This window comes from Microcoleus sp. AT8-B5 (assembly GCF_036705565.1).
Classification (GTDB): domain Bacteria; phylum Cyanobacteriota; class Cyanobacteriia; order Cyanobacteriales; family Microcoleaceae; genus Microcoleus.
The window spans coordinates 54,846-81,584 of record NZ_JAUBUY010000022.1 but is presented as its reverse complement, the minus strand read 5'-3'; the positions used below and the strand labels follow the sequence as shown (position 1 = coordinate 81,584).

Annotated in this window: 25 protein-coding genes; 6 read left to right on the top strand and 19 right to left on the bottom strand. The window is 47.3% G+C overall.

Annotated elements, in window-relative coordinates; genetic code table 11:
* Positions 1-138: 138 nt before the first annotated feature.
* From QUB39_RS16665 to QUB39_RS16625, 9 genes are all read right to left on the bottom strand, one after another.
* A complete protein-coding gene (locus QUB39_RS16665; protein WP_333057319.1) occupies positions 139-1,137 on the bottom strand; it encodes a type II restriction endonuclease in 999 nt (332 codons plus the stop codon).
* Positions 1,118-2,554: a site-specific DNA-methyltransferase gene (locus QUB39_RS16660; RefSeq protein ID WP_333211101.1), complete on the bottom strand. Its 1,437-nt coding sequence runs from the start codon at positions 2,552-2,554 to the stop codon at positions 1,118-1,120. Before QUB39_RS16660 ends, QUB39_RS16665 begins: the two co-directional genes overlap by 20 nt.
* A gap of 119 nt (positions 2,555-2,673) precedes the next feature.
* Positions 2,674-2,835, bottom strand: a complete 162-nt coding sequence (locus tag QUB39_RS16655) for a hypothetical protein (RefSeq protein WP_333211103.1) — start codon at positions 2,833-2,835, stop codon at positions 2,674-2,676.
* 28 nt (positions 2,836-2,863) lie between these two features.
* A complete protein-coding gene (gene rppB, locus QUB39_RS16650; protein ID WP_333211105.1) occupies positions 2,864-4,195 on the bottom strand; it encodes a two-component system sensor histidine kinase RppB in 1,332 nt (443 codons plus the stop codon).
* A 1-nt stretch (position 4,196) separates the two neighbouring features.
* Positions 4,197-4,910 carry a two-component system response regulator RppA gene (gene rppA, locus QUB39_RS16645; RefSeq protein WP_333211107.1) on the bottom strand — a complete coding sequence of 238 codons (714 nt, stop codon included), beginning with the start codon at positions 4,908-4,910 and terminating at the stop codon, positions 4,197-4,199.
* 241 nt (positions 4,911-5,151) lie between these two features.
* Complete coding sequence (locus tag QUB39_RS16640) at positions 5,152-8,289, bottom strand: efflux RND transporter permease subunit (RefSeq protein WP_333485106.1); 3,138 nt, start codon at positions 8,287-8,289, stop codon at positions 5,152-5,154.
* A 106-nt stretch (positions 8,290-8,395) separates the two neighbouring features.
* The gene (locus QUB39_RS16635; protein WP_333485105.1) at positions 8,396-9,055 is read right to left on the bottom strand and encodes a hypothetical protein; all 660 of its coding nucleotides are present in this window, start codon (positions 9,053-9,055) and stop codon (positions 8,396-8,398) included.
* A 391-nt stretch (positions 9,056-9,446) separates the two neighbouring features.
* Positions 9,447-10,415, bottom strand: coding sequence for an arsenosugar biosynthesis arsenite methyltransferase ArsM (gene arsM / locus QUB39_RS16630; RefSeq protein WP_333057327.1), 969 nt, complete (start codon positions 10,413-10,415; stop codon positions 9,447-9,449).
* A gap of 148 nt (positions 10,416-10,563) precedes the next feature.
* A complete protein-coding gene (locus QUB39_RS16625; RefSeq protein WP_333057328.1) occupies positions 10,564-12,192 on the bottom strand; it encodes a hypothetical protein in 1,629 nt (542 codons plus the stop codon).
* A 645-nt stretch (positions 12,193-12,837) separates the two neighbouring features.
* Between QUB39_RS16625 and psaA the strand changes: the two genes are divergently transcribed.
* The 5 genes from psaA (at position 12,838) to QUB39_RS30640 (ending at position 19,557) form a co-directional block, all read left to right on the top strand.
* Complete coding sequence (gene psaA / locus QUB39_RS16620) at positions 12,838-15,132, top strand: photosystem I core protein PsaA (protein WP_333057330.1); 2,295 nt, start codon at positions 12,838-12,840, stop codon at positions 15,130-15,132.
* A 110-nt stretch (positions 15,133-15,242) separates the two neighbouring features.
* A complete protein-coding gene (psaB, locus tag QUB39_RS16615; RefSeq protein WP_333057331.1) occupies positions 15,243-17,471 on the top strand; it encodes a photosystem I core protein PsaB in 2,229 nt (742 codons plus the stop codon).
* A gap of 86 nt (positions 17,472-17,557) precedes the next feature.
* Entirely contained in the window at positions 17,558-18,643 is a 1,086-nt protein-coding gene (locus QUB39_RS16610) for a DMT family transporter (RefSeq protein ID WP_333211114.1), read from the top strand.
* Positions 18,644-18,780: 137 nt separating this feature from the next.
* Entirely contained in the window at positions 18,781-19,320 is a 540-nt protein-coding gene (locus QUB39_RS16605) for a cold shock domain-containing protein (protein ID WP_333259958.1), read from the top strand.
* A gap of 111 nt (positions 19,321-19,431) precedes the next feature.
* Positions 19,432-19,557 carry a DUF6939 family protein gene (locus QUB39_RS30640; RefSeq protein ID WP_445243099.1) on the top strand — a complete coding sequence of 42 codons (126 nt, stop codon included), beginning with the start codon at positions 19,432-19,434 and terminating at the stop codon, positions 19,555-19,557.
* A 38-nt stretch (positions 19,558-19,595) separates the two neighbouring features.
* Here QUB39_RS30640 and QUB39_RS16600 read toward each other — a convergent pair whose 3' ends face one another.
* From QUB39_RS16600 to QUB39_RS16580, 5 genes are all read right to left on the bottom strand, one after another.
* The gene (locus QUB39_RS16600) at positions 19,596-19,790 is read right to left on the bottom strand and encodes a hypothetical protein (RefSeq protein ID WP_333055357.1); all 195 of its coding nucleotides are present in this window, start codon (positions 19,788-19,790) and stop codon (positions 19,596-19,598) included.
* Positions 19,791-19,948: 158 nt separating this feature from the next.
* Positions 19,949-20,161, bottom strand: a complete 213-nt coding sequence (locus QUB39_RS16595) for a helix-turn-helix domain-containing protein (protein WP_006631308.1) — start codon at positions 20,159-20,161, stop codon at positions 19,949-19,951.
* Positions 20,162-20,248: 87 nt separating this feature from the next.
* Positions 20,249-20,461, bottom strand: coding sequence for a helix-turn-helix domain-containing protein (locus QUB39_RS16590; protein ID WP_242717445.1), 213 nt, complete (start codon positions 20,459-20,461; stop codon positions 20,249-20,251).
* A 75-nt stretch (positions 20,462-20,536) separates the two neighbouring features.
* A complete protein-coding gene (locus QUB39_RS16585; protein ID WP_333209659.1) occupies positions 20,537-20,749 on the bottom strand; it encodes a helix-turn-helix transcriptional regulator in 213 nt (70 codons plus the stop codon).
* 87 nt (positions 20,750-20,836) lie between these two features.
* The gene (locus QUB39_RS16580) at positions 20,837-21,049 is read right to left on the bottom strand and encodes a helix-turn-helix domain-containing protein (RefSeq protein ID WP_006631307.1); all 213 of its coding nucleotides are present in this window, start codon (positions 21,047-21,049) and stop codon (positions 20,837-20,839) included.
* Between the two features lie 181 nt (positions 21,050-21,230).
* On the opposite strand from QUB39_RS16580, the gene QUB39_RS16575 reads away from it, so the two are divergent.
* A complete protein-coding gene (locus QUB39_RS16575) occupies positions 21,231-21,701 on the top strand; it encodes a hypothetical protein (RefSeq protein ID WP_333055354.1) in 471 nt (156 codons plus the stop codon).
* Positions 21,702-21,742: 41 nt separating this feature from the next.
* Here QUB39_RS16575 and QUB39_RS16570 read toward each other — a convergent pair whose 3' ends face one another.
* From QUB39_RS16570 to QUB39_RS16550, 5 genes are all read right to left on the bottom strand, one after another.
* Positions 21,743-21,949: a hypothetical protein gene (locus QUB39_RS16570; protein ID WP_333055353.1), complete on the bottom strand. Its 207-nt coding sequence runs from the start codon at positions 21,947-21,949 to the stop codon at positions 21,743-21,745.
* A 252-nt stretch (positions 21,950-22,201) separates the two neighbouring features.
* A complete protein-coding gene (locus QUB39_RS16565; protein ID WP_333209656.1) occupies positions 22,202-23,524 on the bottom strand; it encodes a CO2 hydration protein in 1,323 nt (440 codons plus the stop codon).
* 109 nt (positions 23,525-23,633) lie between these two features.
* The gene (locus tag QUB39_RS16560) at positions 23,634-24,020 is read right to left on the bottom strand and encodes a NirD/YgiW/YdeI family stress tolerance protein (protein ID WP_333209654.1); all 387 of its coding nucleotides are present in this window, start codon (positions 24,018-24,020) and stop codon (positions 23,634-23,636) included.
* 151 nt (positions 24,021-24,171) lie between these two features.
* Complete coding sequence (locus tag QUB39_RS16555) at positions 24,172-25,725, bottom strand: NADH-quinone oxidoreductase subunit M (protein WP_333209652.1); 1,554 nt, start codon at positions 25,723-25,725, stop codon at positions 24,172-24,174.
* A 290-nt stretch (positions 25,726-26,015) separates the two neighbouring features.
* The gene (locus QUB39_RS16550; RefSeq protein WP_333055348.1) at positions 26,016-26,735 is read right to left on the bottom strand and encodes a carbonic anhydrase; all 720 of its coding nucleotides are present in this window, start codon (positions 26,733-26,735) and stop codon (positions 26,016-26,018) included.
* Positions 26,736-26,739: the final 4 nt, after the last annotated feature.

The following is a 26,739-nucleotide window of genomic DNA, read 5'->3' as shown; positions in this document are numbered from 1 at the left end:
AATTTAGCGGGAAGTTTGGCAGGATGGGAAGAAAGCTGATTAAACGAGGGCTTTTGGAGACAGCCAAGATGGCTGTGCCACCAGAGGGGGGCGAGGGAGGATGGTAAAACCGACACGCAGTCAAAACGGTTGTTGCTTTTATAAATTACATAACCAACGAGAAATAGATGCAAGTTGATTCTCCTGATTCAGATTTGCAGCATTACTGAGAGTCCCGTTTTCCAGTTGATGCCAGATTTCACCCGCCATCCTTCTTGCAACTGCCGAGCCCACAAAGAAAGTCAGAGGTGAGTGTCCAACTGTGGAAAATGCTTCGCGTATGCGATTTAGGGCCGCTTGTGCCGTTTTCCAATGCTCATCTGCACCGGCAGGATCGATTCCACCTTTAAGTTCGCCCAATGCAATAACATAGGGTGCCACGATAGATGGCTCAATTGCGCTGGATTTATTAGCTACCAACTCCGTCGGGGCAAGATTAAATAAACACAAATCCACATTGCTCTTGACGAGTGGAACAGTTAGGTTATAAATCAATGTGCGATTACCTAACTCGCTCTCCCAACTTATCCCACGTAAAGACAACTCAATTTCTGTGTCATCATTTGTCATGGCTATCCACTTTTTTGTCTTTGAGTCTTGCCAATAATATCTCTTACTAGCAATTGTGAGAGTCGAGAGGATAGCACGAGTTAGTTTTCTTTGTGCCAATACTCCGCCAACATTACGCATTGAGCCACCAAGCGTGTCACCACGAGTCAGTAGAAATCTAAACACCAATTCCTCCACAAAATTTGTGCCTGCTGGCTCAAGAAAATTCCTGATTAGACCATTGATAGCTTCACTTTTATCCTTTGGCATCAAATGAGCAAGAGACTTGTCAGATAATCCTGCGGCAGTCAACAATCCCATTTCAATGCCCTTAACATTTAACAAATCAGCAGGACTCTCAGCTTGACCCGCAGCTTCTTGAAGTGCTCTTGCTTGGGCGACATAAGGGGTAGCGCGTCGATTTTTTTCAAGGGCCAGTGCCACAAAACCAGCACGAGTGTCTTCATAGGTTGTGACAAGATCGTCACTGGATTGAAGGTGGTTACGATAAGCACACATAGGTATCCAGTTATTGTTTTTTCCATACATAAACGCACTTCCTCAAAGGAGCGCGTCCATAGTTTCCCATCTGTTGACTACTATTCCCCTTATCACCTGGTAAAACGAGAATATTTTCCGTAATAAAGCCGAGTTTTTCAGCGAAATCAGAAAGAATCAGGTCCACTGAAATACTTATACCTGCGTAGCGCACATTGTCATTAACCATAAACAAAAATGCCCCTGGTTTAAGGATACGAAAGCTTTCTTGTATTACGCAAGCCATTTCATAGAAATATCCTCTTACCATTCTTGGTATACCATTGTTGTTCAATATACCCTGTGACTTTTGGCTGTCCAAATATCTTAAGATAGCCTGCAAGAGAGTTTGCGAATTAGCAATACTTAAAGCTACTTCCCAAGCCGGATTGATAGCCAATAAATCTTTGGGGTGATTCTCAACCGTACAACTTAGCATTTCCTGACGCAGATTAATTAATTCCTTTTCAGAAATTCCTAGTAAAGCCAGCTCTAGTGCATAGGTGCGAGTATAGTCATATCGATTGCAGTAGGGTGGAGATGTGATGATTGCATCGTAGGTAGAGTCCGGCAAATCGGGCATTATCTTCAGACAAGAACCTTGATGCAAATTAATTTTGCCTTGTTGATTATTCTGAGTTTGAAAAAGTTCAAGTTGTTGTGTAGGAGGTTCTAAGTCGTTAACAAGTTCATTAAATTTTTTGGTAATAGCTTGACTGAACTCCAGAACCTCACCTTTATTGAAGGACTTCTTTGACGTGCCATGACCCGAACGGTAATCCCAACGAAGATACTGTCCATCTTTGCGTGTATAGCTTACGGATTCTAAAACACACAGTAAAGTCAAGACTAAAACTGATTGAACCTTGGTATTTTCTTGATAACAAGCTCCAAGATATTGCTCAATTTCTATTTTAGTTTCTTCGGAGTAAGCCCCTTTAGTAATTCTCAATTCTGGCAGAGTGACAGGGGTTTCAAATTTTTTCCATGTTTGCAAATTAAACCATGTCTTTAGCCGCTGAAAATCATCAATAGTGAAGGCAGTGTCTAAAATAATTTTGGTATTAATTATATGTTGACCAATAGGTAATAATTCAATGCCCTCACCATCTATTCCCAAGTCGCTAGCAGCAAATAAAGCAGTTCCACTACCTGTAAAAGGATCTAAAATCTTGCCTTGAATGACTTGATATTGTTGGAATAAGAACTCTACCAGAGAAGCGGAGAAAGCTTCCTTATACTTGTACCACCTATAAATGGGTCTAGTTTTGTTAGCCTGAAAACTAACCAAAAGTCGGGTAAGCGAGGGCTGGACTACAAACTTGTCTTGAAAGCGATCGTGTAATTGCCTGTCAAGGTTATCAATCTCTCCCAGAAAGTCACTTTCCACTTCAGAGGCGATGTTGGAGATGCTTGACATATTTACCATGACTACAAATTATTAAATAACTAACTGTCGATCGTAGTATACCAGTATCTCCAATCAAAGAACGGGCAGAGGTCGCTACCCTTGTAAATTCTCTCTGACGAACCAGAGAATTAACCGCTTCAGAAATTATCCCCTCTGGCTGAACCCCAATTTTCTCCTTGGTTTTCCCGGCTGTTATTTTCCAGCATCACCAATACACCGTTAATTTTATTCTGCTCGATCGCACTTGCGATCGAGTTAACCCACAGCTTGATATTCGGCAGTTCCCCTTGCAAAGGCAATCTTGACGCGATCGCAGTAATATTGTTCTCATTTGAGTGGTAGACGGATTGTAAATGTACTGCCTTTTCCTAACTCACTCTGGACTTGAATGGTGCCTTGATGAGCCACTGCGATCGCACTTGCAATCGATAGCCCTAATCCAGCACCACCCGTGGCTCTAGAACGATCGCTCTGCACTCGGTAGAAACGATCGAAAATTCGCGTTTGCTCGGCTGGGTTGATACCAACACCTGTATCTTGAACTTGAATTATGGCTTCCTTGTCGGTGCAATCGAGGATGGCAAGGATTAGCCCTCCTGGGGGAGTGTAGTTAATAGCGTTGGTAATTAAGTTCGTCACCATCCCGTAAAGTTGGGCTTCATCCCCAAGAATTACAACGGCTCGCGAAGCACGAATTTCTAACTTCAATTCCACCGAAGCCACCATGGCTAAACCTGCAAGTTCTTCTACTAAATCGCCGATCAGATAGTTGAAACAGCAATGCTGCAATTGAGTCGGAATCTGTTGTTGCTCAAGTCTACAAATAAACAATAAATCTTTCACTAACCTAGAAAGGCGGATGTTTTGTCGTTCGATAATATCGAGGTTTTGACTAACCTCCGGTAAATCTTCAGCCAGACGAGTATCCTCAACAGTAGCCTGAATGACAGCCAGAGGCGTTCGCAATTCATGAGCGGCATCGGAGGTGAATTGTTGCATCTGGCGATAGGACTGATAAATTGGTCGCATCGCTAATCCAGATAACCACCAACTAGCTCCTCCCACTAGCAGCATGACCAAGGGTAAGCCTAAAAAGAGCAACAATCGCAAGGTGTTAAGATAGGCATCCCATTCTTTGAGCGATCGTCCAATTTGCATATAACCCCAAGGCAAACCGCTGTTTGTTCTGAGTAATAGAGAAATTTGATAAAAGCGATCGCCATTAGAAAGATGCAGAATTTGCCAAAACTCTTTTGGTGCAAAGTTTTCTAATACATCCGCCTGCTCTCCAACCTTCCCTAATATTCGCCCAGATTGGTCTAAAAAGCGGAGATAATATCCCTCCTGCTGAAACACCCTAGCAGTATGTCGCGCCCCGTCATTGCCTGAAGAGTAACAGTTTTCATTCCACAGACACAAACCGGGCAAAATAGTTTTCAAGCTGGATGAAAGCTGTCCCGGTTGTTGTAATTGTGGTTCGATAGTGTCATGCAGCGTTCCGGCTAAGGACTGTAGTTTTTGCTGGAGAATGTATCGCTGCGTGTGAAACACAACCTGATAGACTGCAACACCGCATATACCTAACAACAACCCCAGGACGATCGCATACCAACCCGCAAGTTGCCAGCGCGTGCGGTTAAATAGCTTGTTGGAGTGCATATTACTTGCTCAAGCGATACCCGAATCCATGAACCGTTTCAATCATCCCGTCGCAGCCATAATCTGCCAGCTTGCGGCGCAACAGACGAATTCTAGCAGCAACTACATTGCTCATCGGGTCAGTATCAACATCCCACAGCCGAGTCAAAAGTCGATCGCGCGTGAGGATTTGATTCGGATGCTGCATGAAATATTCCAGTAACCGAAACTCATTAGCCGTCAGAGGAATCACCCTTAGCTGTCCTTCGTCATCCGTAGTGCAGATGATGGATTTAGTATAGTCAAGCAGCAATCGCCCCACCTCAAGTTGGGCAGGATTGAAATGGGGTGAGTTTTCTGGCGACAAACTCCGTCCCCGTCGCTGAAGAGCCCGCAACCGGGCTAACAATTCTGCTTTAATAAACGGTTTCATCAGATAGTCATCAGCACCCGCATCTAGCCCTGCCACCATATCTTCCGTGCGATCTTTTGCCGTCAACATCAAAACGGGTAAAGGATTATTCTGCTGGCGCAAGCGTTGGCATAGTTCGACGCCAGAGATTTCCGGTAGCAACCAGTCAAAAATGGCAACCGTGTACTCGATCCATTGGTCTTCCAGATAGTTCCAAGCAGTTGTGCCATCTTGCACCCAATCCACCAGGTACTTTTCTCGGCTCAAGGTGCGTTGCACGATCGCACCCAAATCGGGTTCGTCTTCCGCCAGCAGAATTCTCATTTTATCGCTACCTAGTCCGATACTTTTTTGCTAACAAACATATACGAATTCTCGAAATTTATCCAACATTTTGGATCGGAATGATTTAACCGCAGAGAGCGCAGAGAACACAGAGAGAATAGAGAGATGAATACAGGACGATGTTACCGGATTTGATATCATATTGTTTCCGGTTGCATCGGTATTGTTTAAACAGTTAACAGTTAACTGTTAACTGTTAACTGTTAATTGTTAATTGTTATTAGCCTACTTCTTTGGTTGGTGTCTGCTCAATGCCATAGTTTCTCAGATCGGGCACTTTCATCACCCGTTTAGGCATCAGATACTTCCCAAATCGAGCATACAATGCAGGTAGAACCACTAGGGTGAGAGCAGTTGAGGTAAAGAGTCCGCCGAGGACAACGATCGCCAAAGGCTGCAACAATTCCTTACCAGCGCCACCGCTTAAAACCAGGGGAATCATCCCCAATGCCGAGGTGAGTGCTGTCATCAGAATCGCCAGCAACCGTTCCATCGAGCCTTCGACAATGACTTTGGGAAGCGGCATTCCTTGTGCCAGTTTGGTGTTGTAGTTGTCTACGAGCAGCAATCCATTGCGCGTCGCTACGCCAAACAGCGTCACAAAGCCCACCATTGACGGAACTGAGATAACGCCGCCCGTCAGCAGGACTGATATAACACCCCCTACCAGTGCCAATGGTAAGTTGATCATCACCATCAGCATGGCAGGAACGGATTTCACCGTGAAGTACATCAATACGGCGATCGCTAGCACTGCTAATATTCCGAAAATTAGGAAGTTTTGAGCAGCCCGTTGTTCCGACTCATACTGTCCGCCGTACTGAATATAGTAGCCTTGGGGCAGTTGCACTGATTGCTTAACCTTGGAGCGAATGTCATCGACGACCGAAGCAACATCGCGTCCCTGTACGTTGGCTGACACTACAATTAAACGCGAGACGTTTTCCCGGTTAATCGTATTGGGCCCATTGCCAAACTCAACCTTTGCCACTTGCGAAAGCGGGATGATTTGACCTGTTGGGGCATTAATTTGAAGGTTGCGAATCGTGTTGAGATTGCGACGGGCTGATTCGTTGACCCAAACCAACACATCGACCAACTGTTGACCATCGGGCACTTGAGCAACCACGCGACCATTCAGGGCTGTTTCCGTGAAATCGGACAATTGGGCGATCGTCAATCCGTAGCGAGCGGCTGCATCTCGGTTAAATTGAATTTGTACTTGACGGATCGGTATTTGGGGCTCAAGCTGAAGGTCTACCAATCCCTTCACGCCTTTCATTGTCGTTTCGATTTGTTCTCCAATGCGGCGTAGTTCTTGTAAATCGTTGCCGAATACTTTGATCGCGATCGCACTCCTGACCCCCGACAACACTTCATCCATCCTGTGACTGATAAATCCACCGATATTGGTAGCAACTCCCGGAAACTGACCCAATGCCTCCCGCAAGGCTTCAATCGAGGCAGGACGGTTTTGCATCGCAGCTTCACTCAGTTCCACGTCTAAGTGTGCCAAGTTCACCGATGCCGCATCCGGGTCGCCCGGAGCACGCCCCGATCGCAGTTGTACTGATTCAAATCGGGGGTCATCCTTAAGGGCATTTTGAATCGCTAAGCCAACGCGATTGGTTGCTTCGAGTGAGGAACCCGGATAAAGGGCGATCGCATTCATCAGCGATCGTTCCTGGAATGTTGGCAGAAAATCCCGTCCTAACGTCGGCACAATCAGCATGGCCGCTACCATTGAGGCTGTTGCCATTCCTAAAATTAAGCTAGAGCGACGCATCGCCATTCGCAGCAACGGATCGTATAGTTGTTTAGACCACCGGGCTAGGAAGGGTTCTGTCGTCTGCATCCGGCTGTGGGGCAGCAGAATGGCACACAATGCAGGGGAGATTACTAGGGATTCCAGGCTGGAGATGATTACCACCACCAGATAGGCAATGCCCATTGGGGTGAAGATCCGCCCCTCTACCCCAGAGAGTGTGAAAATCGGTGAAAAGACAATAATGCCAATTAACGTCGCCCCAATCAGCGACTCGCGCACTTCCTGAGAACCCTCAAAAATAATCTCCAGTGGTGGCTGGGGATTGGGCGAGAGGCGATTTTCCCGTAAGCGGCGATCGGTATTTTCGCAGTAGACGATCGCATCATCCACTGCTGTCCCGATCGCCACTACCAATCCGCCGAGAGTCATGGTGTTGAGTTCCAGCCCGATCCAGGAACACACTAACAGCGAGAACAGTAGCGTGAGAAAGAAATCCAGCAAACATATGGTAAGGGTGCGCCAGTTCATCAGAAAGGGAATCAGAATGGCTGCGACAATCAAACTGCCTTCGATCAAAGCCGATCGCACATTACCAACTGAGGCATCAATGTAGGCATCTTGCCGGAAAGTGACATTCGCCTTCACATCTTTGGGTAAGCCCGGTTTAATTTCCTCCATCGCCTCGATGATCGCTTGCGTGACGGTGGGACTATCCACCAAAGGTTGCTTGTTGACCATCACCACCACAGCCCGTTTAGTATTCCAACTGGCATCGCCTCGCGGTCGTGCAGCCCCAATCTTCACCTCTGCCACATCCCGCAGTAGAATGGGTTTTCCTTCCTGCACCTTGACCACAGCTTTTTGCAAATCTTCGATCGTCTGGATTTGTCCCTGTCCCCGAATCACCAATTCGCGATCGGGGTCAATCAACAATCCACCGGCGGTTTTGGCATTTGCCTCGTTTGCCGCCTTGACGACTTCCTGAAGGGAAACCTTCAACGCTTGGAGTTTTTCAGGATTCGCAATCACCTGAAACTGCTGCAAATCTCCGCCGTAAACCAGCACTTGCGATACGCCTGGAACTGCCAACAAGCGATTGTTGACTTTGCCATCCACCAAACGTCGCACTTCCATGATCGATGTAGTGTCAGACGTGAACGCATATTGAATCACCGTCCCGATGGGGGGAGCTAAGGGCGATATCTGCGGGGTACCAACCCCTTCCGGTAGTCTGTCTTGTGCGTCCTGCAATCGCTCTGCGACGAGTTGACGAGCTTGATAGGGGTCAGTTCCCCACTTAAACACCACGCGCAATACCGAAATTCCTACGGCTGAGGAGGTGCGGACGACTTCAACTCCAGGTGTCCCGTTGACTGCACTTTCTAGCGGTAACGTCACCAACGATTCCACCGCTTCTGGCGCAAGACCGGGGGCTTCGGTCTGTACTTCTACTTGAGGGGGCGCAAAGTTGGGCAAGACATCGAGGGGCATTCGACTTACAGTATGTGTACTCCAGATGGTTAGGGCGACCGCCCCGATCACCACTAACCATCGTTGAGCAATAGACCATTTGGGGATGACGTTTAACATAAAAATGAAATTTGGATAGCATTAGGCAAGCTTTTAGGAGACGGAGTAAAGAGATTTACTCCGTCGCGATCGACTGTTACCAAAAATCTTGGTTTTTGAATGTCTATTAGTCCTTGCCTTTTAACCCAAAGACGGCGAATCCACCCACCAGTAAAACTCCTGCGCCTGCTACCCACATCAAGGGTGACGATCCTTGAGCAGGCTGCGTTTCTGCTGGCAATGTAGCGGCCGATGCTTGCGTTTCTGCTGGCGATGTAGCGGGTGATGCCTGCGTTTCTGGCTGCGATGTAGCGGGTGATGCCGGGGTTTGGGCCTGCGGTTTACCTCGCAATGCCTCCGAGTACAAAAACGTTGCCCCCTGCATCACAATCTGATTTCCCGGAACTAAATTGCCTTCTTTAATTTCCACCACATCTCCAGAGTCGCTACCAATCTGAACTGAGATTGGTTTGTAGGTTGTTCCTTCCTGGATGTAGACGAGCTTTTGCCCATTGGCATCAACTAAGCTGGTGCTGGGAACTTTGACAATACCTCCATCGGTTGTAGGGGCAATTGCCTCTGTCTTAATTCCCAATGCGGTTGCTTTACTGGCATCAACTTCGATCGGCTGCATAATCTTCGCCGCATCGCCACCTGCAAACTCGTTGTCATGCCCAACGTGCGCCAGCACCGGGGCCGAAGCCGTGCACAACACTAATCCCAAAACAAAACTAGATCCGTAACGGGCGATCGATAATGAACTTGAATTTAAATATTTCGATAGCATGGAAATTTCCTCCTCACATTTAGCGAACGGGGGTGATGAAGACAGCCACTCCTCTCAAGAGCAATCTATTCCTTACTTCAGAGTTGTGAACCTTCTCCCGCTAGGATGTCAGGGGGAAATAAAAATTTGATGAAAATTTGAGGCGAAGTCTAAAATTAGAGACCTCTAAGCTGTTGCGGCCTTTAAATTGTATGTCAAAAAAAATCAAAGTCTTGTGGGGAGTAGGGTTGGGCGTCCCGCCCGCCCTGAATATACAATTCAAATGCGCGACAGCTTATACCATTGCTCACTAACATGAGGTGAAAAGAGGGCATAGGAAGCGCCCACACCTCACTTCTTTGAGAAATGCTCTATTCCCCAAAGATTACAGCCACATTATTCCGAAATAAATCTAACAGCAACCGCCACCGTTATAATGCCAAGTCGAATCAGTAATTAACACCTTATCCGGCATCAATCCCCCCAACTTCCCAGCAGTTTTATCGCAGACAGCCGCCGGAACTCCCCGCTGCAAAACGTGACCTGCCCCGTCATCAAACAGCTCTTCAGACCCCGTATAAATCGCCGTCTTGCCAGTAAAAATGCAAGCTCCGTCATCCGGTACATCCACTTTGAAAGACACCGAATCCAGGCTTTCTAACAGCAAATCCGCATCCAATTGATAATTGTGTTTGTCCAGCAATCGGTAAGGACGGCGCGCCCGCACTTCGACTTGCCCAAAACCAACGTCTACAAGGTGTTGAACGTATTCTGCGTATGTCAAAGCGCCGGACAAACACAGGGCTCGCAAGCGTTGGTCTTCCTTCAAATGCTGCGGAATGGGGCGAGTTGCGATCGGATCGCTCATCAACAATCTGCCACCGGGTTTTAATACCCGATAAGTCTCTTTTAATGCTTTAGCTAAATCCGCTGGTTCAAAGATATTAAACAAGCAGTTTTGGGCGACAACATCTACAGAAGCATCCGGCACCGGCAAGGCAAAAGCATCGCCTTCACAAATTTCCACAAAACTCGGATCGAACCAATCATTTTCGTGGGCGGCTATTTGCAAGTTTCGTGCAGCCGCATCTCGCATTGCTGGAACTGGATCGACGGCAATAACCGCTCCTTTGTGTCTAGAAAAATACGCAAATTGTAGTGCTTCTAAGCCGCCGCCGACGCCTACATAAAGCACGAAGGGATTGCCTACAAGTTCGGCGGCGTGAACGGTTGTGCCGCAGCCGTAATTCATTTCTTGCATTTGTTCGGGAATTTTTAATCCTGGCAATTGCAAGGGGCTGCTTTGGACGCAGCAAAGTCCGATTTGGGGGGTTTCGGCAACATCGCTGTAGAATTTGGCTGCTGTTTCGAGGTAGGTCATTTTTTAGTGTCCTAATTTTTGATTTTTGACCGCAGATTGATCGCGGGCGGGACGCCCATGCCACGAAGCCCAGAAAGTTTTTGTTAGGTGGCAAATTCGACTGGATCGCGGGCGGGACGCCCATGCCACGAAGCCCAGAAAGTTTTTGTTAGGTGGCAAATTCGACTTTTTGTTCGGATTTTGGCTGATTTTTGGGTTCGGAAACTGTTGGTTCGGGAGGGGCTAATTCGCTGGTTGGCTGGCTAGCAGTTTCAGCGGCAACTGGTGGCGTTGGCGGTACAAGATTGGGAGACTGTTCTGGTATCGCGGGAGCGACTACTTTTGGTACTGGAGCTTTTTCTGTTATTTCTGGCAGGGCTGGTGGCTCTGAATGATTAGCAGGTTGGGGTTCTTGATGCAGGAAGTTGCGGAACCGATTGTAGTATCCTTTATATTCCTGTTTTTTTGTTTGGGGAGATTCTGTTGGGGTCGGTTCTATTATTTGAACTGGTTCTAAAATTTTAGGGGTTTCTAACTGTGGAGTTGCTGTCGGTGTCGGTTCTATTACTGGAATTGGTTCTACAATTTTCGGCGCTTCTAACTGTGGAGTTGCTGTTGGTGTCGGTTCTATTACTGGAATTGGTTCTACAATTTTCGGCGCTTCTAACTGTGGAGTTGCTGTTGGTGTCGGTTCTATTGCTTGAATGGGAGCAACTTCGGGAGCGACTGTGGGCTCTAAGTTCGGTTGGGTAACAGGGGTTTCTGGAAGCGTGGGTGAGGGTTGGACAACTGGTGTTTTTTCTAATGCAGGTGTCGGTGTCGGTTCGGGGGTTGGGGTTGGTGTGGGAGCGGGGGCTTGGTAGGTACGATCGACTATACCGCGAGTTTCTGCTGCTGTTAGTTCGCCCCGCACTAATTTTGAAAGAGGCTCTTGGCCGAGCGGTTGGAAATTTATCAGTCTGACTGTATTATTAAAGGCGTTTTTGACGATATTTCCCCGTTCGTCAATTAATTCTAGCTGTACCCAGTTTTTCCCTGGTTTGAATCCTTTAAGATATATAGGTTGCCACTGGTCGATCGCAAAGCTTTGGCCGTTGACTGTGGCTCGAATTTTCCAATCGAGTATTTCATCTTGGAAATTTTCTTGCGCCACTTCGTGCGGGGGGGCATTTGTCAAGTAAAAGTCGAGCAGGATGGGTTCTGCCCCGTAGCTGCCTTGGGGGCTGTTGTACGTTAATAGGGGCAATTTTCGATCGGGATTATTGTCGTCTGTTTTGGTAAAAACGTGAAAGGTGGTTTGAGCCACCGCACCTTCGTTTTTAAAGCTTTCTTCCCAAGGGCGGGCGGCGAACACCTGCAGGGTATGGGTTCCCGGATCTAAGTCGGAAAGCGTTAAAGGTTGGTTGATGTCGTAAACTGCTGCATAAGGTTGGTTGTCTAATAAAACTTGCAGATGGGGGCCCAAACCCAAGTTTGCATCTTTGAAAATGGGCAAGTCCTTCACTTGGAACTCAACAGATACATTTATATCCTGAAGCACTTCGTCAGGTTTTGGATTCAAAATACTAATTTGAGGCTGGTAGATTTCTAGAGCCTGACGCAGTTGTTGAATGGCTTCTGGGGGAGAAACCTCTGAGATTCTGTTTACTGGGGCGGTAGCTGAGCCGCTCTTGTTCCCTGGTTTGGGCAATTCGGGATGGCCCGCGCCACAACTTGCTAAACCCAAAATTAATACTGCTACTGCGAACAATGCCAGCAGCCTGCCCGCAACCGTTCTGTGCCAATTGATCCCAATCACGCAACCATACTCCTAGAAGCCTTCTCATAGGGAACTATAGCCCAAAAATGAATTTAGTATTGGGGAATTGCCGGCTTTGGAATTCCCAAGCCGCGTAGGAACCCGGATTGAGGCAGCAGCGGGCAACCCATCGTCTCCTACTTTTAATTGCTGTAGCCTTTTTCCCAAACATATATCTACAAATGAGTATTCCTAAATTACCTTATCTTTGAGTTTTGTAAAGTTAATGGCAGTACCCCTTGACTTTTTAGAGCGACTGTGGGATTTAAAGGCGTTATTACATCAAGAATAGAGGCTTTTTTAAGTATTGTTAACAAGCGATTAATACTCCTCTAGCAAGCTTATAATTCATAAAACTCCCTCAAAAGGAGCAGCCGTATCAAGTCTGAATCAAGGAGGCGATCGGCGGCTCCAGATAGCGAGAAGAGTTGGCAGTACCCAGTCACATTGTTAGCGACACTGGGAAACTGGCTTCTTCACAGAAGCAAAATGCTTGGGGAGACGATGCACCTGCGTCTAGCTCTGCAAAGAGTAAAGTGCAGTGAAGTGTCGGCTTTTTCGAGAATCCCCCGCCTAATCAAGCGTGGGGAGTGTCCGGTACAGTGTTCAGTTCTCGTTCCTTGTCTTACCGAGAGGAGAGTCTTCATGACCATTAGTCCTCCAGAGCGAGAGGTAAAAGCTAGGGTAGTAGTCGATAAAAATCCGGTTCCAACTTCTTTCGAGAAGTGGTCAAAACCCGGTCATTTTGATCGCACTCTAGCTAAGGGGCCAAAAACCACCACTTGGATTTGGAACCTCCACGCTAACGCTCACGACTTTGACAGTCATACAAGTGACTTAGAAGACGTTTCGCGCAAAATCTTTAGCGCTCACTTCGGCCACTTGGCAGTAATCTTCGTATGGTTGAGCGGCGCATATTTCCACGGCGCTAAATTTTCCAATTACGAAGCTTGGCTGACAAATCCTACAGCCATCAAGCCCAGCGCTCAAGTGGTCTGGCCGATTTTTGGTCAAGAAATTTTAAATGCAGATGTAGGCGGCGGCTTTCACGGGATTCAGATCACCTCTGGTCTATTCCAACTGTGGCGCGCCAACGGCATCACTAACTCATACCAGCTATATTGCACTGCGATCGGCGCCCTGGTAATGGCAGCTTTGATGCTGTTTGCCGGTTGGTTCCACTATCACGTCCGCGCTCCGAAACTGGAATGGTTCCAGAACGTGGAATCGATGATGAACCACCACTTGGCAGTTTTGTTAGGCTGCGGGTGCTTGGGCTTCGCAGGACAACAAATTCACGTGGCTCTGCCGATCAATGCTTGCATGGACGCGATCGATGCAGGTGCACCGCTGACAGTCGGCGGTAAGCTGATCAAAACAGTTGCCGACATCCCCCTGCCGCACGAGTGGATTTTGACACCGGGCTTGATGGCTGACATCTACCCGAGTTTCGCTAAAGGTTTAACCCCCTTCTTCACCCTCAACTGGGGCGCATATACAGACTTCCTGACCTTCAAAGGCGGTCTGAACCCCACCACAGGCGGTTTGTGGCTGACTGATACAGCACACCACCACTTAGCTTTGGCAGTGCTATTCATCGTCGCTGGTCATATGTACCGGACGAACTGGGGCATCGGCCACAGCATGAAAGAAATCCTAGAGAACCACAAAGGCCCCTTCACTGGTGAAGGTCACAAAGGTCTCTACGAAATCCTGACTAATTCTTGGCACGCGCAACTGTCGATTAACTTGGCACTGATGGGCTCTTTGAGCATCATCGTCGCCCAACATATGTACGCGATGCCTCCGTATCCGTACATCGCGACCGACTACCCGACTCAGCTATCCCTGTTCACCCACCACATGTGGATTGGCGGATTCCTGATTGTTGGAGCAGCCGCTCACGGAGCAATCTTCATGGTTCGGGATTACGATCCCGCTGGAAATGTCAACAACTTGTTGGATCGCGTGATCCGTCATAGAGATGCGATCATTTCCCACCTGAACTGGGTTTGTATATTCTTGGGCTTCCACAGCTTCGGTTTGTACGTTCACAACGACACGATGCGCGCTTTCGGTCGTCCTCAAGATTTGTTCTCGGATACCGGGATTCAGTTGCGTCCGATATTTGCCCAGTGGGTGCAAAACATCCACGCTTTGGCTCCGGGCACAACAGCGCCTAATGCTACGGAAATCGTTAGCCATGCTTTTGGCGGCGGTGCAGTAGTAGTCGCCGGCAAAGTAGCGATGATGCCGATCGAGTTGGGTACGGCGGATTTCATGATCCACCACATCCACGCTTTCACCATTCACGTTACAGTCCTGATTCTTTTGAAAGGCGTGTTGTTTGCACGCAGTTCTCGCTTGGTTCCTGACAAAGGCAACTTGGGCTTCCGGTTCCCTTGCGACGGCCCCGGCCGTGGCGGCACCTGCCAAGTTTCTGGTTGGGATCACGTGTTCCTAGGCTTGTTCTGGATGTACAACTGCATCTCGATCGTGATTTTCCACTTTAGCTGGAAAATGCAGTCGGACGTGTGGGGAACAGTATCGCCAGACGGCACAATTTCTCACATTACCGGTGGCAACTTCGCACAAAGTGCAATCACGATTAACGGCTGGCTGCGGGACTTCCTTTGGGCGCAAGCTTCTCAGGTGATTCAGTCCTACGGTTCGGCACTGTCGGCCTACGGTCTGATGTTCCTAGCTGGACACTTCGTCTTCGCCTTCAGCTTGATGTTCCTGTTCAGCGGCCGCGGCTACTGGCAAGAACTGATTGAGTCGATTGTTTGGGCTCACAACAAGCTCAAGGTAGCTCCGTCGATTCAGCCTCGCGCTCTGAGCATTATTCAGGGTCGGGCTGTGGGTGTAGCTCACTACCTCCTAGGAGGAATTGTCACTACGTGGGCATTTTTCCTAGCGCGAATCATTTCGGTAGGGTAAACTACCCCTAGGTTTTGGATTCTCGATTTGGGAGGAATCTCAAATCGAGAATCCAAACTCCGAACCGAATCCCTTCAATTTTGTTCAGGATTCAGGATTAATCAAGGCTTATGGCAACGAAATTTCCAAAATTTAGCCAAGACCTTGCCCAAGACCCGACCACACGGCGGATCTGGTACGGGATTGCCACAGCACACGACTTTGAAAGCCACGATGGCATGACCGAAGAAAATCTTTACCAAAAGATTTTTGCTTCTCACTTCGGCCACCTAGCAATCATTTTCTTGTGGACATCGGGCAGCCTGTTCCACGTAGCATGGCAAGGTAACTTTGAACAGTGGATTAAAGACCCTCTAAACGTCCGCCCGATCGCTCACGCGATTTGGGACCCGCAATTCGGCGCTCCTGCAGTAGAAGCTTTCACTCAAGGGGGCGCTTCTAACCCGGTGGATATCTCTTACTCTGGTGTCTACCATTGGTGGTTCACCCAAGGGATTCGGACAAACGCCGACCTGTATCAAGGAGCTATCTTCTTGCTACTACTGGCGGCTGTCTTCCTGTTCGCAGGTTGGTTGCACCTCCAGCCCAAGTACCGCCCCAGCTTGTCTTGGTTCAAAAATGCTGAATCTCGCCTCAACCACCACTTGGCTGGTTTGTTCGGTGTCAGCTCTTTGGCTTGGACTGGTCACATGGTTCACGTTGCTATCCCCGAATCTCGCGGACAGCACGTAGGTTGGGACAACTTCTTGTCTACCCCACCTCACCCGGCCGGTTTGGCTCCGTTCTTCAGTGGTAACTGGGGCGTATACGCCGAGAATCCAGATGCAGCGAACCATGTCTTCGGTACTTCCGAAGGCGCTGGAACCGCAATTCTGACTTTCTTGGGTGGCTTCCACCCTCAAACAGAATCCCTGTGGCTGACAGACATCGCTCACCACCACTTGGCGATCGCAGTTCTGTTTATCGTTGCCGGTCATATGTACCGGACTAACTTCGGTATCGGTCACAGCATCAAAGAGATGTTGGATTCTAAGGCTGGTTTGGTCGGCGGCAAGAGTGAAGGACAGTTCAACTTGCCTCACCAAGGCTTGTATGAAACCTACAACAACTCGCTGCACTTCCAACTGGCATTTCACCTCGCTGCTTTGGGTGTAATTACCTCCTTGGTAGCACAGCATATGTACGCGATGCCTCCCTACGCTTTTATAGGTAAGGACTTCACGACTCAGGCTGCGCTTTACACTCACCACCAGTACATTGCTGGATTTATCATGGTCGGCGCTTTCGCCCACGGAGCTATCTTCTTGGTGCGGGACTACGATCCTGAAGCAAACAAAGGCAACGTGCTCGATCGCGTGTTGCAGCACAAAGAAGCGATTATCTCTCACTTGAGCTGGGTGTCGCTGTTCTTGGGCTTCCACACTCTCGGCTTGTACGTTCACAATGACGTTGTAGTTGCTTTCGGAACTCCTGAAAAGCAAATCTTGATTGAACCAGTGTTCGCACAGTTCATCCAAGCTGCTCACGGAAAAGCTCTCTACGGCATGGACGTGCTGTTGTCTAACCCTGACAGCATTGCTTCTACCGCTTGGCCCAACTACGGCAACGTATGGCTCCCAGGCTGGTTGGATGCGATTAACAGCGGTACTAATTCTCTGTTCTTGGCGATCGGACCTGGCGATTTCTTGGTTCACCACGCGATCGCACTAGGCTTGCACACCACCACCTTGATCTTGGTCAAGGGCGCTCTGGATGCACGCGGTTCTAAGCTGATGCCGGACAAAAAAGACTTCGGTTACGCTTTCCCTTGCGACGGCCCCGGCCGTGGCGGTACTTGCGACATCTCTGCTTGGGACGCGATGTACCTGTCTGTATTCTGGATGTTGAACACCCTAGCTTGGGTAACGTTCTACTGGCACTGGAAGCACTTGGGCATCTGGCAAGGTAACGTGGCTCAGTTCAATGAGTCTTCTACCTACCTGATGGGCTGGTTCCGCGATTACCTCTGGCTGTATTCTTCTCAGTTGATCAACGGTTACAACCCGTATGGTACTAACAACTTGTCAGTCTGGGCTTGGATGTTCTTATTCGGACACCTTGTTTGGGCAACTGGTTTCATGTTCCTGATCTCTTGGAGAGGTTACTGGCAAGAGTTGATCGAGACTTTGGTTTGGGCTCACGAGCGCACTCCTTTGGCTAACTTGGTTCGCTGGAAAGACAAGCCTGTTGCTTTGTCGATCGTCCAAGGTCGTTTGGTTGGCTTAGTTCACTTTACTGTGGGCAACGTCCTCACTTACGCGGCCTTTGTAATTGCCTCGACAGCCGGGAAATTCGGATAATTCCGAAGTCTGGTTTTGTAGGTAATTAAATCAAATCCCCTGCCTTCTGGCGGGGGATTTTTTTGTATATGTGTCAATTACCGCCTATGCAACAGTGGTATAAAGAAGATATGGCATTATATATTCATGTTGATATTATCGTGTCTCAATTATTCAACCGCATCCCTGGACGAACCTATTTATTACTAGCAATCCTCATTTTTGCTGCCTCTAACTCTGTCATTCGCAAACTGACCGATTTAGGAGCGCAGAACCCGATAAACGGCAGAAATTTGATTTCACTTTGTAATGTTTTATTTGTAGGGAATCTCTGCGCGTTAGCAGTTTTATTCCTGGTTTATCGCCAGCAATGTACAGTGCAAAATTTCCGATCGATTCCCAGTAAAACATGGTGGGGGTTGATGGGAATTTCTTTGCTATCTGGGGCATTGGCTCCAGCCTTAACTTTTATGGCGTTGGATTTAACCGCTGTCAATAATGTGGTACTGATTGGACGCATTGAGCCGCCTCTGATTTTAGCGCTGTCCATTCTAATTTTGGGCGATCGCGTCAATCTTTGGGTGATTGCGGGGGCGATGGTTTCGTTTGTGGGTGTTGCACTGACTATTGTATTGCAAGCACCGACTACCGATATGATGGACATGGGCGGATTGACGATCGGCAGAGGCGAATTCATGGCAGCATCCGGGGCGATCGCGTTAGCCATTTCGACGATTATTAGTAAAGTCACGCTCAAACAAATTCCGTTAGGATTGTTCTCTATTATCAGAACAACACTGGGAACAGTTGTTTTCTTTATGGCTGTTTTAATCTTATATACTCCCACCCACTGTATCGATATTTTTTCGCCCTTCCTCTGGCAGTGGATGCTCCTCTACGGTGGGATTATTGTTGTGGGCGGACAACTGTGCTGGTTTACCGGACTAAAAACGACGGGCGCTGCAGATGTATCCCTCGCCAGTTCGTTTAGTCCGATCGCGGGGATTTTAGCCGCCTATTTGATTTTATCGGAAACGCCAACAAGAGCTCAATACATCGGGGGCAGCATCATTTTAATCGGGATCGTTCTCAATCAAATTGGCGTTTTTCGCAAGCAAACCCAACCCGCGCCTCAACCTCCTGTAAGTCCGGCAAAAGAGATGGATATGGAGGTGGGATTCAAAGGGATTTAATGGTTAATACTACAGATTCTTAGTTACAATAAGTAACCCTAGAAGTTGATATTCGCAATAGTCCGATTAATGTTCGTCGGCGCCAGAAGGCGAAGCGGTTGGCTGAGTCTGTTAAGCACGAATAAAAGTTCAATTTTATGAAACCTGTTCTGAATAAAGGGCAACTGACAACCTGGAAAGACGATCGGGGGTTTGGCTTCCTTAAACCGGATGATGGCAGTAAAGAAGTTTTCTTGCATATCAGTGCGCTGAAGGAAGCAAGTCGTCGCCCAAAAGTTGGAGATACGATTTTGTACCAGGAAGTTGCTGAAACAGACGGGAAAGTACGTGCAACTAGAGCATCAATTCAAGGTGTTGCACCTCGACATCAGCCAACAAAGCAGAAACCACAGAAACGCGGTGTACTCAAAACAGTTTTTGGTATTGGGATTCTGGCTGTCATTGTGGTTATTACAATCGAGTTTAGTCCTAGTCGTTCACCTTCTCCAATTACATCGATCGCAAAACCAGGATGTACTATCAAAGGCAACATCTCGATCGATACAGGCAATAAGATTTATCACCTTCCAGGCATGGAAGATTACGAATCAACAGTTATCGATCCAGCTAGCGGTGAGAGATGGTTTTGCACAGAGTCAGAGGCGATCGCCAATGGTTGGCGTAAAGCACCGAGGTAGCCCCAGCATCCCAACAGCCGTGCTGCACCGGAACGGATTGCTCAAGGAAGAAGCCAGAAGTTGATATCGCCGTTTTTGCTATGGTGGATTTACTTGAGCCCCCACTTGACTATGCAACTCTACGTCGAAAGCAAAAGAAAGAAAATTGACGTGATACGCGGCCCATATTCTCAAGCCGAGATTGTTGATATTACATCGAAAGCTGATCGACCTTGGATAAAGTTGAGTCCATTTTAGCCGTAAAGATTAAACTGTTGACCTGGTTTTCCTCCGCTTCAAATCTCTCCATTCACCTGCATTTGATGCACCTTATCGGCCAACTCTTGGCGGCTTTCCTTATCGAGTGCATCAATTGCCAGCATTCCCAAATACACTACTTCTTTCTGAGTTAGTCTGGTCGCTAGCGCTTGTTTTTGAATGACTTCCTTGATCACGGAACTGACCGCGATCGCAGTATTAGTTTTAGCCACGAAGAATAATCAACTATTAATAACAACTTTCCTTGATGTTACCATCCTCAATCCGATTAAGTACAATAATGTTTGAGTAAGTACAGTTAATCCTGCTATAGTGGAAAAAATAAAAAAAAGCGATCGCCCCCGGTGTAGACAACTTAAGGGCGATCGACCTATTCCTCAATAATCTCCACCAAGTCCTCAATCATCACATCAAAGGCCCGCGCTAACTTGTACAGGGCGGTAAAGTCAACCATTGATATTTCTGAACGACGAGCATAGCTGGTTATGGTGCTATAGATCACGCCCGATCGCTCAGCCACCTCCTTGAATGTCCAGCCTCTCTCGGCCGCTAGCTCTCGCACTTTAACTCTGACTAAACCCATGCTTGACAAATAATGCAGTTGCGTTTTAAGATAATTGCATCTGAAAAAGCGATCGCCCCCGGTCTAGACAACTTAAGGCCGATCAACCTATTCCTCCAAAACCTCAACCAAATCCTCAATCATCACATCAAAAGTCCGAGCTAACTTCCGCAGCAAAGTAAAGTCAACCGTTGTCAGCCCTGGACAACGAGCATAATGCTTGACAGTGTTGTACATTACCCCAGAACGTTCTGAAACTTCCTTGAATGTCCAACCTTTCTCAGCAGCTAGTTCTCTGACTTTAATTCTTACTAAACCCATGCTTGAGAGTGGATGCAATTCTTAGGTTGGCTCACCATGATATCAGAAAATCCGTCAATATCGTGGGCGATCGACCTATTCCTCCAAAATCTCCACCAAATCCTCAATCATTACGTCAAACGTGCGAGCCAACCTGTGCAAGTAGGCAAAATTAACGGTTGTCATGCCTTGACATTGGGCGTAGTTTCTGATGGTGCTGTAACCAACGCCCGATCGCTCAGCCACCTCCTTGAATGTCCAGCCTCTCTCGGCCGCTAGCTCTCGCACTTTAACTCTGACTAAACCCATGCTTGACAAATAATGCAGTTGCGTTTTAAGATAATTGCATCTAAAAAAGCGATCGCCCCCGGTCTAGACAACTTAAGGTCGATCGACCTATTCCTCCAAAACCTCAACCAGATCCTCAATCATCACATCAAAAGTCCGAGCTAACTTCCGCAGGCAAGTAAAGTCAACCATTGCCATTTCAGGACGACGAGCATAGCTTCTGACAGTGCTATAAATTACCCCGGAACGATCGGATACTTCCTTAAGCGTCCAGCCCTTCTCCGCCGCTAGTTCCCGAATTTTTAGCCTGACTAAACCCATGCTTGACAGTTGATGCAATTGCGTCGTACAATTTTATATGTAAAGAGCGATCGCCCCCCGGCCTGGAAAACTAAAGGGCGATCGTCTGTAAAACCTAATCTGGACAGATTATTTCTTTCTATCAAAAAGTGCATTTGCCATATCCAGAAGTCTACTAACCATATCCAGAGGTGTACTAGCCATGATATCAGAAACTCCGGCAAAATCGCGGACGATCGCAGAATCCAGAATAATTCACAAATCGCCAATCCTGCATCCGCTGGCGAGATTCGTTACCGAAGAAACAGTTGCACTCCTGTTCAATATCACAGCAGACGAGATTTACCGCATCGAATGCTGTCGTTACATGGTGTACGTTCACGCCAAAGGCATCAGCCGCTTTGTTAGCTACGCCGATTTTCCTCCTATTTTACAAGTACAGCCGATCGCACTTCAAGATTTTGGCAGATGGTACAAACGCTGGAAAAGCAAGCAAGCACCAGCATTTTGGACTAAATTCTACACGTACAAGTTCAAAAAAGCTGTTTCCGTTGACAGCTTGCTAGAGTGGGGCCAATTGGTAGCTACTGTTAAATCGGTCATTTCTGGGCCCGCGCTGCAACAGCTACGAGATGTCTATGCCCAAGAAAAAGATTTGATGGATAAATTTTAAAGTGCGCTCGACTTAATCCTACTTGAACTTTCAATTAAATTTTAAAACACTTCATCTTCGATTCCCAGCCACCATTCCCCCAGATTCATTAAATCTTTGTGGATATCGGTAAGTTCTGTCATATACTCTTCAGCAGAAATCTCCGATCGCCTTTCTTGCAATTTTTTCAGCCGCAGTTGCACCAACAGCCAAGGTTTGGAAATCCCATCGGTTGCTTCGATATATTTGGCTAGCTGTTTGCTGTCCATAGTTATTGATTATTTTTTATATCGGAATGATTAAACCGCAGAGAACGCAGAGAACGCAGAGGAAGAGAAGAGAGAGATGAATAATTCTGAGACCAACTAATCTAATATTATAGGACTTTTGAAACGGCTTAAAAAGCTCTGATTTTTCCCAGTCGGTTTCAACCGACTTGAGCTTTGAGCCAGGGGTTGAAACCCCTGGCGGACTAACGGATTGGCGGACTTGGAAGCTAATATGCCTCCCGCAAACATCTTTTACCTATAATCCGAAGTCTGAATATTCTTGAGCTTCGCAGCATATTTCATGCCGTATTCCGGGCGACAGAAGCGATCGATCTGAGACTCAAAGAAAGCCCGATTTGCCTTCAAATGCTTTGGATTCGGGTCATCTAAAGGATACAAAAGAGCAGTCCGTAACGCTTGAATCACCGCCGAAGTTACGCAGTACATCGATCGCTGGAATGTCACCCCAATTTGATTTAGGATATCATCTTCACCGCGACAGCGCTGTTTGTAGAAATCCATCAAATAAGGTGGCAGGAAATGCAGCATATCTTGTGCTAGCAAAGTCGGCGGAATCCCCGCCGTACCTACCGGGAATTTGTCTGCATACAAAACTCCGTAGTGGAAGTCTTTTTGGTCGTCAGGAACTTCTCTAGCTTGAGCGTTGTAAGATTTGGTGCCTCGGAATGGCGAAGTGCGATAAAATACAGCTTCCACGTAAGGTAACGCTGCTTCGTAAAGCCAAGTGAAACCTTTAGATTTGGGGATGATTTCGTAGGTTTCACCGTCGATTTGGACATGGTGGTAAATGGGTCTTCCGGCGATCGCAAATATCCCATTTACTAGGAAATCCATCGCTTGCGGGACTGTGGTAATTTTCCCTTCGTCGTACAAGTCGGAAACTTCAAAAAACACCGGTGCCATTACTTCCCAGAATAAACCGAGATTGCTGTAATAAGACATTTGGCGGCACTGTTCTAAAAACATTTCGGGAAATGCTTTGTGAATTGCCAGCATGAACGGGTCTTTTTTGAAGTAAGCTTTAATTGCGCGATCGGCATTAGCTTTATATTCGTCACTGTCCAAATAAGGATCGAATTGATTGGTTGGGACGTACAAGCCCCGGTGCCAAAGCATTGACCTCATGCACTCTTCGGCAAATTCCATGTTAATGCGATCGTGCCACAAATGATGGAACAGTCGCGGGAGTTTACCAGTTTCACCCTTCTCCATGAACTCCAAAAGTTCTGGGTGGACACTTCCAGTACCGCGCCAAATCCGCAAATCTGCACCGTCGCCTGCATAGTGATTTTGTAAATCTAAATACTCTTGCGGTAAAAAGTATTTAAAGAAAGGAAGCGGGTGTAAAAATACTCGTTCGGCGATGTAAAGCAAATCCCGCCAGTAGAAGTCCATCGGCACCGCGTAAGCTTTCCAGATAGCGATGATTTGCATCAGATTTTCCGGCGTATCTGGAATCATAGCGCCGCCCGCTTCCAGTCTGTGAATTATTTCGGCAAATTCGTGTTTTGAAGGGGGTAGTTTAGTTGCTGGTTTATTAGGGGTTTGTACCATTGTTTCTTCCTTTGTTTGACTGAATTTTACTATTTATAAATTGCTCTATTCGGGAATTAGGTTCTCCCAAATCTCATGCTTTTCGGAAAGATAGCGCTGCTTTTTACAGTTATTTTTCCTCTTTTCCAGCCCAAGGAGGCGGGCCTTGTGGAGAGCGGATGTTGATAATTGATCCGTTCGACAGAGTTATCGAAAAAGCATCAAATTCGCCGTCATCCATTTCGCCAACAACGGTAATTGTTTCCCCTTCTGATAGATTAATATTGCGCCACCTGCGCGGGCCGGCATCGACTTTAACTTGACCGCTGCCGTCATTTAAAATCCACTCATTTTCATCAGCTTCTCCAAAACCGACTACTCGGCCAGAGATGGTAATTCCTGTTTTCGATGCTGGCAAATCGCGAATTCGAGTTATAGCTTGTGCAAAAGCAGAAGTTGCCATTACTAAAAGAAGGGTTGTAACGGCGGATAAACTGAAAAGTTTTTTCGGTTTCATGAGCGCTCATCTCCTGGTATTTATCTGGAGGCTCTGCGTCCAAAATCTTGCATTAAAATTGGATACAGAGCCTAGTAACGAGTAGATATTTGTGAGGCAGCATAGTCGGACACAAGGCAAGTGCCGACCCTATTTTAATCGCTGAACTATCTCAGTCTGCGGAGACAGACTTCGTTTGTGTAAAGGCGATTTCAATCGCTGATTTTTTCCAAGGATAGCTAATAGCAACTTGGGTATTCCTGTCAGCCGGCAGAGTAGCAACGATCGCATTTGTAGTCGATTCGCTCCACTTGAGCAGCCAAGCAGGTTGAATTCCCAACACGAAAATGATGCCCGCCAAAACCAGCGCCGGCATATTTTCAGCAAACGTAACTGGAGGGTAGTAAGCCGTGGCATTGTCCAACTTCCCAAAACAGGTGCGGTTGAGCAGAATCACAAAGTAAACGGCTGTTAAACCCGAAGCTAAAATGCAGATTAAAGTGGGAATTGGAAAGATAGAGAAACTGCCTTGAAATACTAAAAATTCGGCAATAAAACCCACCAAACCGGGAATGCCGGCGCTTGCCATGCCGCCCAAAACTAACAGGGAACTAGCCGTGGGTAAACCCCGCATCGGATTCATCAAACCGTTGAGCACGTCCAAATCTCGCGTGCCGACTTTGCTTTCGATGATGCCTACTAAATAAAATAGCAAAGCTAAAATTAAGCCGTGGCTTACCATTTGCCCGACTGCACCGATTAATGCCAGCTTCGTACCCGCAGCGCAGGCAACGAGGATGTAGCCCATATGCCCGATCGAACTATAGGCTACCATGCGTTTGATGTCTTTTTGGGCGATCGCGCTCAAAGCACCGTACATCACGCTCACAGTCCCGATAATCGCTAAACCGGGAGCGATAATCGACCAAGTTTCGGGAAACATCTGCAAGCCAAACCGCACTAAACCGTAAGTTCCCAACTTCGCCAGAATCCCTCCCAGCAAAATTGCTGTTGCTGGCGAAGCTTCCACGTAAGCATCCGGTAGCCAAGTATGCAGTGGCACCAAGGGAATTTTAATTCCCAACCCAATTAGCAAAATTGTTAGCAGGATTAACTGCACATTTCTCGGCAATTCTTGAGTGGTAATCGCACTGTAATCGAAATTTAAAGAACCGCTAAGCCAAGCCACACCCAAAAATGCTGCTAGCACTAAAAGTCCCGAAACTGCCGTGTAGATCAAAAACTTCATGGCAGCGTATTCCCGCTGCTTTCCGCCCCAAATCGCAATCAACAGGTAAAAAGGAATTAATTCTACTTCGTAAAACAGTACAAACAGCAGCAAATTTTGAGACATCAAAGCTCCGGCAATACCAGCATTGATTAGCAAAATCAAAGCGTAGTAAAGCTGGGGGCGCTCCATCTTTTCGCCCGTGCCGTAAATGACTAATAGCGTCAGCAAAGCACTTAAAACCAGCAGCGGCAATGACAAGCCGTCAATGCCCAAATTGTAGCTCAAACCTAATTGTGGAATCCAAGGCAAATATTCTTGAAATTGCAGTCCCGAATTTGCTGGATCGAATTGAGTTAACAGCCAGATATTCAACAGGAAAACAACAGCAGCAAAAGCTGAGGCTATTGAACGCAGGCGCATCCCATTTATGTTTCCGGGCAGGAACCCGACTACCGCAGCGCCCAACGCGGGCAACCAGAGCAAGGCACTAAGCATAATGTGTGAAGAGTAAAGAGTAAAGAATCTATTGAGAGTTGATAGTTGATAGTCAATCTTTGAGAGTTGAGAGTTGATAGTTGATAGTTATCAAGCGTCAATTGTCAAATTTCAATTTTTCGCTGTTACAAACCCCTCGCTGTCAATTGTCAACTGTCAATTGTAGGCTGTTAAAACCCCTTGCTGTCCCAGGTCAACTGTCCCAGGTCAACTAACTCTGGGGGCGGGCACGGGGGCACAGCCCCTACCAACTGTCAACTGTTAACTGTTAACTGTTAACTGTTAACTGTTTAAGACTCAACCAACCTATTGATGAGACCCGTATCTAAATCGTAATAGCCACCCACCACTTTCAGTTTATTCTCCAGAATTAACTGAGAGATCACTGGAGATGCTTTTAATTTTCTAGTTTGCAGGATAACATTTGCTTTTGAAGCATTTTCTAGATGATCGCCCGTTTGGTTTTTTGAGCTTTCTACAGCAGGCTTAATGGCGTCGAGCAAACTGCCAATTTGACCGGGAACTTGAGCACCTTTAATGGTAGCTTCTACCGCACCGCACCTTTTATGCCCGATTACCATCAGCACTTTTGCTCCCAACACCAACGTGCCAAATTCCAGGCTGCCAATTTCTTCGGGAGTCGCCACATTGCCGGCGACTCGACAGACAAATAAATCTCCAAATCCTTGGTCGAAAATAATCTCGGAAGGGAAACGGGAATCCGAACAGCCGAGAATAGCAGCAAAAGGTTTTTGAGATATGGCAACTTGGGCGAGATCGGATAAGTTTTGGTTAAAACCTCGGCGTTTTTTTTCAACAAACCGCTTGTTCCCGCTCATTAACTTTTGCAAAGCTGCATCGGGAGTCATGTCATTTTGAGCAATTGCTGGTTCGGGTGCAGCCAAATCAGCGCCTGCTCCTGCTGCGAGTATCCCTGTACCAATGGCTCCTGCGACAAATTTGAGGGAATTGCGTCGGGAAAGATTGAAGTGTCTGTTGTCTGAGGTCATTTAT

Bases quoted from the DNA above. Each gene is read 5' to 3' on its own strand.
- QUB39_RS16665 (WP_333057319.1), bottom strand. From the start codon at position 1,137: ATGTATGGAAAAAACAATAACTGGATACCTATGTGTGCTTATCGTAAC.
- QUB39_RS16660 (WP_333211101.1), bottom strand. From the start codon at position 2,554: ATGGTAAATATGTCAAGCATCTCCAACATCGCCTCTGAAGTGGAAAGT.
- rppB (WP_333211105.1), bottom strand. From the start codon at position 4,195: ATGCACTCCAACAAGCTATTTAACCGCACGCGCTGGCAACTTGCGGGT.
- rppA (WP_333211107.1), bottom strand. From the start codon at position 4,910: ATGAGAATTCTGCTGGCGGAAGACGAACCCGATTTGGGTGCGATCGTG.
- QUB39_RS16640 (WP_333485106.1), bottom strand. From the start codon at position 8,289: ATGTTAAACGTCATCCCCAAATGGTCTATTGCTCAACGATGGTTAGTG.
- QUB39_RS16635 (WP_333485105.1), bottom strand. From the start codon at position 9,055: ATGCTATCGAAATATTTAAATTCAAGTTCATTATCGATCGCCCGTTAC.
- arsM (WP_333057327.1), bottom strand. From the start codon at position 10,415: ATGACCTACCTCGAAACAGCAGCCAAATTCTACAGCGATGTTGCCGAA.
- psaA (WP_333057330.1), top strand. From the start codon at position 12,838: ATGACCATTAGTCCTCCAGAGCGAGAGGTAAAAGCTAGGGTAGTAGTC.
- psaB (WP_333057331.1), top strand. From the start codon at position 15,243: ATGGCAACGAAATTTCCAAAATTTAGCCAAGACCTTGCCCAAGACCCG.
- QUB39_RS16610 (WP_333211114.1), top strand. From the start codon at position 17,558: ATGCAACAGTGGTATAAAGAAGATATGGCATTATATATTCATGTTGAT.
- QUB39_RS16605 (WP_333259958.1), top strand. From the start codon at position 18,781: ATGAAACCTGTTCTGAATAAAGGGCAACTGACAACCTGGAAAGACGAT.
- QUB39_RS30640 (WP_445243099.1), top strand. From the start codon at position 19,432: ATGCAACTCTACGTCGAAAGCAAAAGAAAGAAAATTGACGTGATACGC.
- QUB39_RS16595 (WP_006631308.1), bottom strand. From the start codon at position 20,161: ATGGGTTTAGTCAGAGTTAAAGTGCGAGAGCTAGCGGCCGAGAGAGGC.
- QUB39_RS16590 (WP_242717445.1), bottom strand. From the start codon at position 20,461: ATGGGTTTAGTAAGAATTAAAGTCAGAGAACTAGCTGCTGAGAAAGGT.
- QUB39_RS16585 (WP_333209659.1), bottom strand. From the start codon at position 20,749: ATGGGTTTAGTCAGAGTTAAAGTGCGAGAGCTAGCGGCCGAGAGAGGC.
- QUB39_RS16580 (WP_006631307.1), bottom strand. From the start codon at position 21,049: ATGGGTTTAGTCAGGCTAAAAATTCGGGAACTAGCGGCGGAGAAGGGC.
- QUB39_RS16575 (WP_333055354.1), top strand. From the start codon at position 21,231: ATGATATCAGAAACTCCGGCAAAATCGCGGACGATCGCAGAATCCAGA.
- QUB39_RS16570 (WP_333055353.1), bottom strand. From the start codon at position 21,949: ATGGACAGCAAACAGCTAGCCAAATATATCGAAGCAACCGATGGGATT.
- QUB39_RS16565 (WP_333209656.1), bottom strand. From the start codon at position 23,524: ATGGTACAAACCCCTAATAAACCAGCAACTAAACTACCCCCTTCAAAA.
- QUB39_RS16560 (WP_333209654.1), bottom strand. From the start codon at position 24,020: ATGAAACCGAAAAAACTTTTCAGTTTATCCGCCGTTACAACCCTTCTT.
- QUB39_RS16555 (WP_333209652.1), bottom strand. From the start codon at position 25,725: ATGCTTAGTGCCTTGCTCTGGTTGCCCGCGTTGGGCGCTGCGGTAGTC.
- QUB39_RS16550 (WP_333055348.1), bottom strand. From the start codon at position 26,735: ATGACCTCAGACAACAGACACTTCAATCTTTCCCGACGCAATTCCCTC.